Source organism: Vagococcus teuberi, assembly GCF_001870205.1.
GTDB classification, from domain to species: domain Bacteria; phylum Bacillota; class Bacilli; order Lactobacillales; family Vagococcaceae; genus Vagococcus; species Vagococcus teuberi.
Genome location: NZ_CP017267.1, coordinates 742322 through 755431 on the forward strand (window position 1 = coordinate 742322; position 13110 = coordinate 755431).

Below are 13110 nucleotides of genomic sequence, written 5' to 3' on the forward strand. Positions count from 1 at the left end.
ATTTAGGAGGAAGACAAATGTCAAAAGTGTTAGTTTTAGGAGGAGCAGGGTACATTGGCTCTCATGCAGTAAAACGGTTATTGGATAGTGGCAAAGAAGTGATTGTGGTTGATAATTTATTGACAGGACATAAAAAAGCAGTGGACGAACGTGCCACGTTTTATGAAGGAGATATTCGTGATAAAGATTTTTTAACAGATGTTTTTGAGAAAGAAGACATTTCCCAAGTGGTTCATTTTGCCGCAAGTTCACTTGTTGGAGAATCAGTTGAAAATCCACTAAAATACTTTAATAATAATGTGTATGGCATGCAAACATTGCTTGAAGTGATGAACGAGTTTGGCGTAAAAGAAATAGTCTTTTCTTCAACAGCTGCGACTTATGGCGAACCAGACGTGACACCCATTACGGAAGACACGCCAACGAATCCAACGAATCCATATGGTGAAAGTAAACTCATGATGGAAAAAATGATGAAATGGTGTGATAACGCATATGGGATTAAATATGTATCATTGCGTTATTTCAATGTGGCAGGTGCGATGCTTGATGCGTCAATTGGTGAAGATCACACCCCTGAAACGCATTTACTCCCAATCATTTTACAAGTGGCACTAAATCAACGTGAAAAATTAATGATTTTTGGTGATGATTATCCAACACCAGATGGCACATGCATTCGTGATTATGTGCATGTCGTAGATTTAGTTGACGCGCATATCTTAGCCTTAAACTATTTATCCACACATGAAGAAAGCCAAATTATTAATCTTGGTAGCAGCAATGGTTTTTCAGTAAAAGAATTGCTGACTGAAGCCATCAAAGTAACTGGAAAAGATATACCTGCTGAAGTTGCACCAAGACGTGCAGGAGACCCATCAATGTTAGTGGCATCGAATGAAAAAGCGAAAACTATTTTAGGATGGAATCCCCAATACACTGATGTAGAAACCATCATATCTAGTGCATGGCAATGGCATCAAAGCCACCCACATGGTTATGGAGAGTAAAAATTAAATCAATAATATTAGAGATGATAATTTTAGGTGAAAACTTAAAGTTATCATCTTTTTCTGTTTCCTCTTGCAACCGCATTCAGTAAACGTTATAATTAATTTAGTAAATATTTACTAGGAGGCGGAAACGATGTTAACGAAATTAAGACAAACTTTTTTAGACGTATTTAAAGAAAAAAATGATTCAGAATATTTTTCTCCAGGAAGAATTAATTTAATAGGTGAACACACAGATTATAATGGTGGAAATGTATTTCCAGCAGCAATTACGATTGGAACTTATGGATTAGTTAGAAGACGTGATGATGAGTTAATTCGTTTTTATTCGATGAATTTCCCTGATATCGGCGTGAAAGATATCAAACTTTCAGAACTTGAATATAAAGAAGAGGATGACTGGACAAATTATCCTAAGGGAGTCATTTATTTACTAAAACAATCTGGCTATGATATTCGTCATGGATTTGATATTTTATTTTATGGAACAATTCCAAATGGGGCAGGTCTATCATCATCAGCTTCGATTGAATTATTAACAGGATTGATCCTTTCTGATGAGTGTGGGTTAAATATTCCAAGACTTGATTTAGTAAAACTGGGCCAAAAAGTTGAAAATAATTATATCGGGGTAAATTCTGGTATCATGGATCAATTTGGCATTGGTATGGGGGAAGAAAACAACGCAATTTTATTAAATACTAATACACTAGACTATGACTTAGTCCCAGCCGTATTTGGTGAGTATGTCATTATGATTATGAATACGAATAAACGCCGTGAGTTAGCAGATTCAAAATACAATGAACGACGCAGTGAATGTGAAGGCGCACTAAAACAATTACAAAAACATGTTGATATAAAAACATTATGTGATTTAAGTGTGGCCGAGTTTAACGAAAATAGCCAATACATTGATAATGAGACTGTCAGAAAACGTGCTAAACACGCTATCACTGAAAATGAACGCACACTTGAAGCGAAAAAAGCTCTAACAGATGGTGATTTAGAAACATTCGGTAAATTACTTAATGCATCACATGAATCACTAAAAAATGATTATGATGTGACAGGTATTGAACTAGATACATTAGTAGATTATGCTCAAAAGCAACCCGGCGTGCTTGGTGCAAGAATGACGGGAGCTGGTTTTGGTGGCTGTGCGATTGCTTTAGTCAACAAGGACAATGTTGATTCTTTTGAAGAGGTTGTTGGAAATGGCTACAAAGAAAAAATCGGTTATGCCGCTGATTTTTATGAAGCATCCATTGGAGATGGAACTAGAAAATTATCGTAGAGGAGAGTTAGTATGAAAAAAGTACTCGTTTTAGGAGGAGCAGGATATATTGGCTCTCATGCTGTTGCACGTTTAGTTGAGAGCGGTCGAAATGTTGTAGTGGTAGATAATTTATTGACGGGACATATTGAAGCCGTACATCCAGATGCTACTTTTTACGAAGGGGATATTCGAGATAAAGAGTTTTTATCTCATGTTTTTGAACAAGAAAAGATAGAGCAAGTCGTTCATTTTGCGGCAAGTTCTTTGGTGGGAGAGTCAGTAGAAAACCCATTGAAATATTTTAATAATAACGTGTATGGTATGCAAACATTACTTGAAGTGATGCATGAGTATAATGTGAAAGATATTGTCTTTTCATCAACTGCTGCAACTTATGGTGAGCCTGAAGAAACACCAATTAGTGAAACAACACTAACAAATCCTAAAAACCCGTATGGTGAAAGTAAGTTAATGATGGAAAAAATGATGAAGTGGTGTGACAATGCTTATGACATGAAATATGTGTCACTGAGATATTTTAATGTGGCTGGCGCAATGCCTGATGCGACAATCGGAGAAGCACATCAGCCTGAAACACATTTATTACCTATTATCTTACAAGTAGCACTTCATCAACGTGATAAATTACATATTTTTGGAGATGATTATCCAACACCAGATGGCACATGTATCAGAGATTATGTACATGTATTGGATTTAGTTGATGCACATATTTTAGCACTTGATTATCTGGATAAAAATGAAGAAAGTCAAATTATCAATTTAGGAAGTAGTCATGGATTCTCGGTGAAAGAGTTATTAGATGAAGCCATCCGCGTGACCGGACAAGATATAAAATATGATGTATCGCCAAGGCGAGCTGGCGACCCAGCCATATTAGTTGCGTCAAACGACAAGGCCAAAAAAATATTAGGCTGGAATCCAACTCATACTGATATTGAAACGATTATCTCAACTGCATGGAAGTGGCATAGTACTCATCCAAATGGTTATGAAAAAGAGGTGAGATAGTATGACAAATCAATGGATTAAAACATTTGTTTCATATGCCATATCAACAGGTCTTTGGGATGAATTGGATAGAGTGTATTTAACTAACAAAGTGCTATATCTTATTGGATTAGATGATTATGAAGATGACCGAGAAATAGAAGGGACACTCCCCGTAGAGATGGTCGAAAAACTTGTAGAGGTAGCTATTGATTCAGGAAAAATTAAATCAACTGCTCATGAAAAAGATGTGCTAATTGGTCAGCTGATGGATATCGTGACACCAAGTCCAAAAGAAGTGAATCAACAGTTCAATAAAAACTATGAAACATCACCTGAAAAAGCGACAGATTACTTATACGAACTCTGTAAAGATAATGATTACATTAAGACTCAAGCAATTGCAAAAAATATTGAGTTTCCGTATGACAGTGAGTACGGCACATTAAATATCACAATTAATTTATCAAAACCGGAAAAAGATCCTGAAGAAATAAAAAAAGCAGCCACTATGAAGACAGCTAATTATCCAAAGTGCATGCTGTGTATTGAAAATGAAGGATTCTCAGGACGGATTGGTTACCCGAATCGATTTAATCATCGAGTGATTCGGTTTAATTTATGTGATGAACCATGGGCATTTCAGTATTCGCCTTATGCTTATTACAATGAACATAGTATCTTTTTCTCAGCTGTTCATAGACCAATGTCTATCAATAAAGAAACCTTTACAAGATTAGTTCATGTATTGGATGTCTTTCCACATTATTTTGTTGGCTCAAATGCTGATTTACCGATTGTTGGTGGCTCTATTTTATCTCATGATCATTATCAAGGGGGACGTTTTCATTTTCCAATCGAAAGCTCACCAATTGAAACCAGTTATGATATACTAGATTTTCCAAATGTATCAGTTGGTACGGTTAAATGGCCAATGTCTGTTATCCGTGTAACTAGTGATAGTAAAGAGGATGTTATTGATGCAGCAGATTATATATTAAAAAAATGGCGAGATTATTCAGATTTGTCGTTAGAAATAAAGGCGTTTAGTGATGATGGGACACCACATCATACTATTACGCCAATCGCAAGAAGAAAAAACGGAAATTATGAAATGGACTTAGTGTTGCGGGATAATAATGTTTCAGACAAATACCCAGATGGCATATTCCATCCTCATCCAGAATATCATCATATAAAAAAAGAAAATATTGGTTTGATTGAAGTGATGGGCTTAGCTATTTTACCACCACGTTTAAAAGAAGAGATGGAAGATGTGAAAAAGTTTTTATTAAACCAGGAACATAGCATGGTAGATTACCATAAAGAGTGGGCTGGAAAAATAAAATCAACACAAGACATTACGGAAAAAAATGTTGATGAAAAAATAGAAGAAGCTATCGGCGAAGTTTTCTTACACGTGTTAGAAGATGCTGGGGTATATAAACGAACGCAAGAAGGTCAAGATGGCTTTAAGCGATTTATGTCAACTTTATAAAATGAAAGGGGGATAACACAGGTGGCCACAATAAAGGATATTGCAAATAAAGCAGGGGTGTCGCCAGCTGCCGTCTCTCGTGTATTAAATCATGATGCAACGTTATCTATAAATGAAGAGACCAAACGTCGTATTTTTGAAGTTGCAGAAGCGTTAAATTATACGAAACATCATAAAAAGAAACCGAAACAAACCAAAAGAATTGGTCTTATTCAATGGTATCAACCTGAAGAAGAGTTGGAAGATATCTATTATTTGGCTATTCGTTTAGGGATTGAAAAAAGAGCCGAAGAACTTTCTGTTGAATTGGTAAAATGTGAGATGGATTCTTTGGGAAAAGAAGAGATAGATGGGTTACTAGCCCTAGGTAAATTTGATGAAGTAGAGATCAAAAAAATGTCAGATGTCGTTGAGACAATTGTCTTTATCGACTTTGATGCATCTCACTATGGTTTTTCATCTGTTATAGTTGATATGAATCAAGCCATGTCTCTAGTAGCTGGATTGATAGAAGAAAAAGGGTATCAATCTGTTGGGATATTACAAGGATTGGAATACACTAAAACATTGCATGAGCCAATAGAAGATTATCGTCTTAATAAGTTAACTCACCAATTACCGCAAAATGTCACGATAGATACTGTGTTACAAACAACATTTAGTGTGGAATCTGGCTATAAAATAATGAAAGATTACCTAGAGGGGACTTTTCCTGAAAAATTTGTCGATATCTTTTTTGCAGAAAGTGATGCCATAGCTGTCGGGGCACTGAGAGCATTGAATGAAAAAGGAATAAAGATCCCAAAAGATATTGCCTTAGTATCATTTAATGATATTAGTGTCGCTAAATATGTAACACCAAGTTTAACGACAATACATGTTCCAACAGAATCTATGGGAAGTATAGCAGTTAATCAGTTGTTGATGTTATTAGATGATGATATTCCGACATCTATAAAGGTCGAGGTAGAGACATTACTCATGAAACGACAAACACATTAAAAAAATAAAAAACAGGCGCTCGATAAAAGCGTCTGTTTTTTATTATGCTTGCTTAATAGTCGTAAAAATCAAGTGAGGATAATTGTTGAGTCGTAGAGGGAATTTGCTATTAGCAAGTCCACGACTAACAATTAAGTGAGAATTATTTTTGATATAAAGACCACTTGTTAATTTAGGTAAGAAACCTTGGTCTGGCGCAAGAAGGCCATTTGTTCCAGGTAGCCTCCACTGACCACCGTGAGCATGCCCACTAAAAATAGCAAGCGGCTGATTGAAAGATACAATATAATGATTAAATAACTCGGGATGATGTGCAAGTATAAGTGTATCAATGGTTGGATCGATTGAATGCATCTGATTTATAGGTAGGGCTGTTTGACGGTTACTTAAACCGATTAGATTAAATGATGTTTGTTTGATTGTTAAGTTGGTTACGTCATTTTCTAAATAAACCGCATCACTGGCTTTGATTGTTTGTCTCCATAAAGCATAATCTGGGTTTGTTTCTTCATGGTTACCATTGATAACATAAGTTTGGTAGCGCGAGGTTAACGTAGTTAAAAAATGAAAAAATTCGGTTGTTTCTACAGACTCAGTGCGATCAATTGTGTCACCAGTTAAAAACACGACATCAGGTTGTTCTTTTTCTAATTCGTTTAATAATTGTGTTTGACTAACTCTTAATCTTGGAAACTGTAGGTCAGAAATATGCGCAATTTTTACAGGATTATCATTAACCCGATTACTTGTGATGATAATGGATTCAACATCAAGCTGTCTGTTTTCACGAATGCCTTCTGTCACGATAAAGAGAGGCAGCCCAATTAGTAATCCAGTAATAATTTTTTTCGTTTTAGTCATGTTAGTACTCCTTTTAAAGAATCAATATATTTAGTTAAATTAACAAAAATTTTTTAATAAAGAATTAAAAATAAAAATCTTAGAAAAATCTTAACCGTATTTTCAAAAAAAAGTTAGTAACATTGAATAGTTATGAAAAATATGCTAATATAAAATTGTGTGATATGAGTGGAAAGAGTGAGCGTGTTGACGCTCACTCTTTTTGATGAATTTCTCGAAAATGTATAGGGAGGCGAAAATATTGGCAAATGTAGTCGAAATAGTCACTGACTTAGTTACTCCAATCTTGGAAGACTATCAATTTGACTTAGTAGATATTGAGTATGTTAAAGAAGGGAAAAATTGGTTCCTAAGAGTATTTATTGATAAAGATGGTGGCATTGATATCAATGAATGTGCACTAGTCAGTGAAGCATTAGGTGAAAAACTTGACACAATCGAGCCAGATCCAATTCCACAAGCCTATTTTTTAGAGGTGTCTTCACCTGGGGCTGAGCGACCTTTGAAAAAAGAAGAAGATTATGTAAATGCAATTGATGATTATATAAACATCTCTTTTTATCAAGCTGTTGAAGGAGAAAAGCAGTATCAAGGTTTCTTAAAAGAAGTTACCCCAGAGACGCTAACCCTATTAGTAAAAATAAAAACGCAAGAAAAAGAAATGACATTTGATAGAAAAAATATTGCCAAAGCGAGATTGGCTATTCAATTTTAAAATGGAGGTTAAGGAAATACATGAACAAGGAAATGTTAGGAGCATTAGACGCTCTTGAACGCGAAAAAGGTATTTCAAAAAGCATTGTCATTGAAGCACTAGAAGCAGCAATGGTATCAGCTTACAAGCGTCATTATGGACAAGCGCAAAACGTAGAGGTTGAGTTTGACGATAAAAAAGGAGATGTTCATATTTTTTCTGTTAAAGAAGTAACAGAAGAAGTAATGGATTCTCAACTTGAAGTGAGCTTAAAAGAAGCATTGAAAATTAATGGAGCATACGAAATCGGTGATATGATTCGTTTTGAAGTGACACCAAAAGATTTTGGTCGTATAGCAGCACAAACAGCAAAACAAGTTATTTTGCAACGTGTGCGTGAAGCTGAACGTTCAATCATCTATAATGAGTTTAGTGCTTATGAAAATGAAATTATGCAAGGAATTGTGGAACGTCAAGACAGTCGTTACATTTATGTCAATTTAGGAAAAATCGAAGCGGTATTATCAAAACAAGATCAAATCCCAAATGAAGTTTATCAACCACACGATCGCATCAAAGTTTATATTTCAAAAGTAGAAAACACATCAAAAGGGCCACAAGTATATGTGAGTCGTAGCCATCCGGATCTTTTAAAACGTTTGTTTGAACAGGAGATTCCAGAAGTGTATGATGGAGAAGTAGAGATTATTAGCATTGCAAGAGAAGCAGGAGACAGAGCAAAAGTTGCTGTAACAGCTGCTAATAAAGACATCGATCCAGTTGGAACGTGTGTTGGACCTAAAGGACAACGTGTTCAAGCGATTGTTAATGAATTAAAAGGCGAAAACATGGATATTGTTGAGTGGAATGAAGACCCTGCTGTCTTTATTTCAAATGCATTAAATCCCGCACAAGTAATAGATGTTATTTTTGAACCAAACCAACGTGCTTGTACAGTTGTTGTACCAGATTTCCAATTATCATTAGCAATTGGTAAACGTGGACAAAATGCTAGACTAGCAGCAAAATTAACAGGTTATAAAATTGATATTAAACCTGAGTCTGAATGGGAAAAAATTGCAGCTGAAAATGAAGAGGAATTACTAGAAGAAGTTCTTGAAGCAAACGAAGAATTATTTGTGGAAGAAATTCTAGAAGATGCTATTGATGATATCTCTCAAGAAGTAACTGAAGAGGTTGATCTAGTAGAAGAAGATGAAAAATAAAATCACTTTTTTGGAGGCGAAATAGATGAAACAAAGAAAAATTCCAATGCGTAAATGTGTTGTATCGAATGAAATGAAACCTAAAAAAGAAATGATTCGTATCGTTCGTTCTAAAGAGGGCGACATTTCAATTGATCCAACTGGAAAAATGCCTGGTAGAGGGGCATATCTATCTATGGAACCAGAAGTTGTCCAAAAAAGTTGGGATCACAAGATTTTAGATAGAGTGCTAAACGATACGTTGACAGATAAATTCTATCAAGAGTTGCTAGACTATGTGTCACACCAAAAGGCAAGGAGAGAATTATTCGGAAATGGAAAATAAACAACGATTTCTTAATCTCTTAGGTTTAGCAATGAAAGCTGGTAAACTTGTTACCGGCGAAGAAACTACTTTACAGTCAGTCAGAAAAAATACTGTAAATTTGGTAATTTTAGCAAGTGACGCAAGTGAAAATACCGAAAAAAAAATGAGAGACAAGTGTCATAGCTATCATACAAAATTGATTTCGCCATGCACCTCAGCCGAACTGAGTTCAGCTATTGGCAAAAATCGTATGATTGTCGGGGTATGTGACACCGGATTTTCTCGAAAGATGTGTGAACTAATGACAGAATAGGACGGTGAGAGAATGAGTAAAAAACGCGTATATGAATTAGCAAAAGAACTAAATGTTCCTAGTAAAGATATCGTAGAAAAAGCTCAGTCCGCAGGTGTTGATGTAAAAAATCACATGAGTACATTAACTGACTCAGACATTAGTAAAGTCAAACACCTATTAGCACCTTCAAAAGCTAAGGGACAAGATAATAAAAAACCTGGTCAAGCACCAGTTAAAAAAAATAATCATTCTGATAAAAAATCAGAAAATAATGATAACAGTAAGGGTAATCGAGTGAATAATCAGAACCAAAACAAACAACAACCAACGAATAAATCAAACAATAATCAAAATGCATCAGCTAACGGAACTAAAAAACCAGCTGGAAATACTAATAGTCAACCAAACAGAAATAATAATTCGACTGGAAACAATAATAACAACCAAAATAAAGGTGGAAACCGTAATAACAATGGTAACCGTCCTTATCAAGGTAATCAAAACAACCGTTATAACAAAAATAACAAACGACGCAACAATAAAAAAGGGAAACATCAAACATCTAATAAACCAGCTGTACCACCACGTAAATTTAAAGAATTACCAGAAGTGTTAGTTTACACTGAAGGGATGAACGTAGCAGATATTGCTAAGAAAATTTACCGTGAACCAGCAGAAATTATTAAAAAATTATTCCTATTAGGTGTGATGGTTAACCAAAACCAAGCGTTAGATAAAGACACAATTGAATTATTAGCGACTGATTATGGTATTGAAGCAGAAGAAAAAGTTCAAGAAGACGTAGCAGATATTGATAAATTCTTTGAATCTGAAGTCGTTGATCCGGACAAATTAGTTAGTCGTCCGCCAGTTGTTACTGTTATGGGGCACGTTGACCACGGTAAAACAACCCTGTTAGATACATTAAGAAATGCTAAAGTAACTTCAGGTGAAGCTGGAGGTATCACGCAACATATTGGTGCCTACCAAATTGATATTGATGGCAAACCAATTACATTCTTAGATACACCAGGACATGCGGCATTTACAAGTATGCGTGCACGTGGAGCAAGTATCACAGATATTACTATTTTAGTTGTTGCAGCTGATGATGGTGTGATGCCTCAAACGGTTGAAGCCATTAATCATGCTAAAGCAGCAGAAGTCCCAATTATTGTGGCGGTCAATAAAATTGATAAACCAAGTGCCAATCCAGATCGTGTGATGCAAGAATTAAGTGAATATGGCTTGATTCCAGAATCATGGGGAGGAGACACAATTTTTGTTCCAATCTCTGCAAAATTTGGGGATAATATTGAAGAATTATTAGAAATGATTTTACTTGTTTCTGAAGTAGAAGATTTAAAAGCTGATCCAACACAACGTGCAATCGGAACAGTTATTGAAGCACGTTTAGATAAAAGTAAGGGACCTGTTGTAACATTATTAGTACAACAAGGAACACTACATGTTCAAGACCCAATCGTTGTTGGTAACACTCATGGACGTGTGCGTGTGATGACAAATGATATTGGTCGCCGTGATAAAGCAGCAGGACCAGCAACACCAGTTGAAATTACAGGGTTAAATGATGTGCCACAAGCTGGTGACAGATTTGTGACCTTTGAAGATGAAAAAACAGCTCGTGCAGCCGGTGAAGAAAGAGCAAAACGTGCGTTGTTAGAACAACGTCAAGTTAGCCAACGTGTGACATTAGACAATTTATTCGAAAGTCTTAAAGACGGCGAAATGAAAGAAGTTAATGTTATTATCAAAGCCGACGTTCAAGGATCAGCTGAAGCATTAGCTGCTAGTTTAACCAAAATTGATGTTGAAGGCGTACGTGTTAAAATCGTCCATTCAGCAGTTGGGGCGATTAACGAAAGTGATATCACATTAGCTTCTGCAAGTAATGCGATTATCGTCGGATTCAATGTTCGACCAACAGCACAAGCTCGTACACAAGCAGAACAAGAACAAGTAGATATTCGTTTACACAGAATCATCTATAAAGTTATCGAAGAAATCGAAACAGCGATGAAAGGGATGCTTGATCCTGAATTTGTTGAAAAAATTACAGGACAAATGCAAGTTCGTGAAACTTACAATGTATCTAAAGTTGGTACGATTGCAGGATGTTACGTAACGGAAGGATCTATTCGTCGTGACTGTGGTATTCGTTTGATTCGTGATGGCATTGTAATTCATGAAGGAAACTTAGCAAGCTTGAAACGTTTTAAAGACGATGCTAAAGAAGTTAAAATGGGATTTGAATGTGGTGTAACTATAGAAAACTACAACGACGTAAAAGTTGATGATGTAATCGAAGGATATATCATGGAAGAAGTTAAAAAATAATTCAGCTCATTTATATGAGGAGGATAAGCATATGGCAAATTACCGAGATCGTCGTGTCGCTCAAGAAATATTAAAAGAAGTGAATGATATTTTACATAAAAAAGTACGTGATCCACGTGTACAAAATGTAAGTATCACGGACGTAAAAGTAACAGGTGATTTACAAGAAGCAACAATTTATTATAGTTTATTAAGCGATAAAGCCTCAGATAAACAAAAAGCTCAAGAAGGATTAGATAAAGTCACAGGTTTAGTTCGACGTGAGCTAGGTCATAGATTAAGTATCTACAAGACGCCAGAAATAGTATTTGTTAGAGATGAGTCAGTAGAATACGGAAATCATATTGATGAATTATTAAGAGGATTAAATAAAGACTAAGTCAATTAGCTAGAGAATATTTTTCTCTAGCTTTTTTATGTTATAACATGAGTTTGTGTATCATTAACGGTAAAAAAATAATTGTGATAAACTAAAAGAAGATTAATTAGGAGGCGATTTAATTGATAAAAAATATCGGAATAGTTGGAACAGGTGTGATTGCAACAGAATTTGTCACACAGGTGGATATTTCTAAGTACACGATTCACTCAGTTTATAATCGTAATGAACGCTCTTTGCGTACATTTAGAGAGACACATAATCTACACAATGGTTATACTGACTACAATGAATTTCTTGATGACGATGAGTTAGAATGTGTGTATATCGCTACGCCTAACCAAACACATTATGAATTTGCCAAAAAAGCTATTGAAAAAGGAAAACATGTCTTGTGTGAAAAAGTCATGGTTTTAAAAGCTGAAGAAGCCAAAGAGCTATTTGAGTTAGCTAAAAAACATCATGTCGTGATTTTAGAGGCCGTCACGTTATTTTATATGCCGATGTATCACGAAGTAAGTCGTTTATTAAAAGAAAATGTTTTAGGAAAAATCAGTACAGCTAACATCACATTCGGAAGTTGTAAAGAATATGATGAGAATAATCGTTTCTTCTCACTTGAAAAAGGTGGCGGAGCTTTATTTGATATTGGACCTTATGCTCTTTCAGCGGCTGTTTATTTACTTGGAACAGACATCGAATTTGTTTCATCAGAAGTTGTGATGGCACCAACTGGAGTAGATGAGAAATCTGTCACAGTATTAAAAACTAAAAATAATGAGTTAGCAAGTGTCATGCTATCTTTCAGAGGAAAACTACCAAAGCAAATTTTGATTACAGGTGATGAAGGATTTTTAAAAATTAATGACTTCCCAAGAGCGACAACAGCAGAAATTTTCTATAATAATGGGACAACACAAGTCATTGAAGATGGAAATGACCGCGATGTCTTTACTTATGAATTAGATATGTTAAACCACTTAGCAAGTGAAAAAGGGTTAAATCATGTACCAGATTGTCGTGAAGTTAGCCAACGAGTTGTTGAGTTAATGGATGCCATGAGACAAGCTTGGGGATGGGAACTTTAATAAAAGTGAAATGGGGGGATTCTCCTCCTTTTTTTGTTGCTTATAAAAGCCTTTTGTCTTAATTAGGTATGTAAGTATGCTATAATATTGGGTAAATGA

12 protein-coding genes and 2 pseudogenes are annotated in these 13110 nt (G+C 35.3%); 13 read left to right on the forward strand and 1 reads right to left on the reverse strand.

What is annotated here, in order from left to right:
• Window positions 1-17 precede the first annotated feature (17 nt).
• The 5 genes from galE (BHY08_RS03565) (at window position 18) to BHY08_RS03585 (ending at window position 5803) form a co-directional block, all read left to right on the forward strand.
• On the forward strand, window positions 18-1010 hold the full coding sequence (gene galE, locus BHY08_RS03565) for a UDP-glucose 4-epimerase GalE (protein ID WP_071456571.1): 993 nt from the start codon (window positions 18-20) through the stop codon (window positions 1008-1010).
• A gap of 136 nt (window positions 1011-1146) precedes the next feature.
• Window positions 1147-2310, forward strand: coding sequence for a galactokinase (locus tag BHY08_RS03570; protein WP_071456572.1), 1164 nt, complete (start codon window positions 1147-1149; stop codon window positions 2308-2310).
• A gap of 12 nt (window positions 2311-2322) precedes the next feature.
• Window positions 2323-3324, forward strand: coding sequence for a UDP-glucose 4-epimerase GalE (gene galE / locus BHY08_RS03575; RefSeq protein WP_071456573.1), 1002 nt, complete (start codon window positions 2323-2325; stop codon window positions 3322-3324).
• A gap of 1 nt (window position 3325) precedes the next feature.
• The gene (gene galT, locus BHY08_RS03580; protein ID WP_071456574.1) at window positions 3326-4801 is read left to right on the forward strand and encodes a UDP-glucose--hexose-1-phosphate uridylyltransferase; all 1476 of its coding nucleotides are present in this window, start codon (window positions 3326-3328) and stop codon (window positions 4799-4801) included.
• A gap of 21 nt (window positions 4802-4822) precedes the next feature.
• Window positions 4823-5803, forward strand: coding sequence for a LacI family DNA-binding transcriptional regulator (locus BHY08_RS03585; protein ID WP_071456575.1), 981 nt, complete (start codon window positions 4823-4825; stop codon window positions 5801-5803).
• Window positions 5804-5845: 42 nt separating this feature from the next.
• Here BHY08_RS03585 and BHY08_RS03590 read toward each other — a convergent pair whose 3' ends face one another.
• Window positions 5846-6664: a metallophosphoesterase gene (locus tag BHY08_RS03590; protein ID WP_071456576.1), complete on the reverse strand. Its 819-nt coding sequence runs from the start codon at window positions 6662-6664 to the stop codon at window positions 5846-5848.
• A gap of 241 nt (window positions 6665-6905) precedes the next feature.
• Here BHY08_RS03590 and rimP point away from each other — a divergent pair, with 241 nt between their 5' ends.
• The 8 genes and pseudogenes from rimP to BHY08_RS03625 all read left to right on the forward strand — a co-directional run bounded on the left by rimP (window position 6906) and on the right by BHY08_RS03625 (window position 13011).
• Entirely contained in the window at window positions 6906-7379 is a 474-nt protein-coding gene (rimP, locus tag BHY08_RS03595) for a ribosome maturation factor RimP (protein WP_071456577.1), read from the forward strand.
• Between the two features lie 20 nt (window positions 7380-7399).
• Window positions 7400-8584, forward strand: coding sequence for a transcription termination factor NusA (nusA, locus tag BHY08_RS03600; RefSeq protein ID WP_071456578.1), 1185 nt, complete (start codon window positions 7400-7402; stop codon window positions 8582-8584).
• 25 nt (window positions 8585-8609) lie between these two features.
• Window positions 8610-8909 (forward strand): RNase P modulator RnpM, encoded by a 300-nt coding sequence (rnpM, locus tag BHY08_RS03605; RefSeq protein WP_071456579.1) that lies wholly within the window; start codon window positions 8610-8612, stop codon window positions 8907-8909.
• Window positions 8899-9204: a L7Ae/L30e/S12e/Gadd45 family ribosomal protein gene (locus BHY08_RS03610; RefSeq protein ID WP_071456580.1), complete on the forward strand. Its 306-nt coding sequence runs from the start codon at window positions 8899-8901 to the stop codon at window positions 9202-9204. Before rnpM ends, BHY08_RS03610 begins: the two co-directional genes overlap by 11 nt.
• A gap of 12 nt (window positions 9205-9216) precedes the next feature.
• Window positions 9217-9328: pseudogene (locus BHY08_RS11410) on the forward strand (translation initiation factor IF-2 N-terminal domain-containing protein); the annotation flags it as partial.
• Window positions 9329-9567: 239 nt separating this feature from the next.
• A pseudogene (infB, locus tag BHY08_RS03615) lies at window positions 9568-11544 on the forward strand (translation initiation factor IF-2); the annotation flags it as partial.
• Window positions 11545-11575: 31 nt separating this feature from the next.
• Window positions 11576-11923: a 30S ribosome-binding factor RbfA gene (gene rbfA, locus BHY08_RS03620; RefSeq protein ID WP_071456582.1), complete on the forward strand. Its 348-nt coding sequence runs from the start codon at window positions 11576-11578 to the stop codon at window positions 11921-11923.
• A 122-nt stretch (window positions 11924-12045) separates the two neighbouring features.
• On the forward strand, window positions 12046-13011 hold the full coding sequence (locus BHY08_RS03625; RefSeq protein WP_084657162.1) for a Gfo/Idh/MocA family protein: 966 nt from the start codon (window positions 12046-12048) through the stop codon (window positions 13009-13011).
• Window positions 13012-13110 lie beyond the last annotated feature (99 nt).

Coding starts and splice junctions, on each gene's coding strand:
- galE (WP_071456571.1), top strand. CDS start 18: ATGTCAAAAGTGTTAGTTTTAGGAGGAGCAGGGTACATTGGCTCTCAT.
- BHY08_RS03570 (WP_071456572.1), top strand. CDS start 1,147: ATGTTAACGAAATTAAGACAAACTTTTTTAGACGTATTTAAAGAAAAA.
- galE (WP_071456573.1), top strand. CDS start 2,323: ATGAAAAAAGTACTCGTTTTAGGAGGAGCAGGATATATTGGCTCTCAT.
- galT (WP_071456574.1), top strand. CDS start 3,326: ATGACAAATCAATGGATTAAAACATTTGTTTCATATGCCATATCAACA.
- BHY08_RS03590 (WP_071456576.1), bottom strand. CDS start 6,664: ATGACTAAAACGAAAAAAATTATTACTGGATTACTAATTGGGCTGCCT.
- nusA (WP_071456578.1), top strand. CDS start 7,400: ATGAACAAGGAAATGTTAGGAGCATTAGACGCTCTTGAACGCGAAAAA.
- rnpM (WP_071456579.1), top strand. CDS start 8,610: ATGAAACAAAGAAAAATTCCAATGCGTAAATGTGTTGTATCGAATGAA.
- BHY08_RS03610 (WP_071456580.1), top strand. CDS start 8,899: ATGGAAAATAAACAACGATTTCTTAATCTCTTAGGTTTAGCAATGAAA.
- rbfA (WP_071456582.1), top strand. CDS start 11,576: ATGGCAAATTACCGAGATCGTCGTGTCGCTCAAGAAATATTAAAAGAA.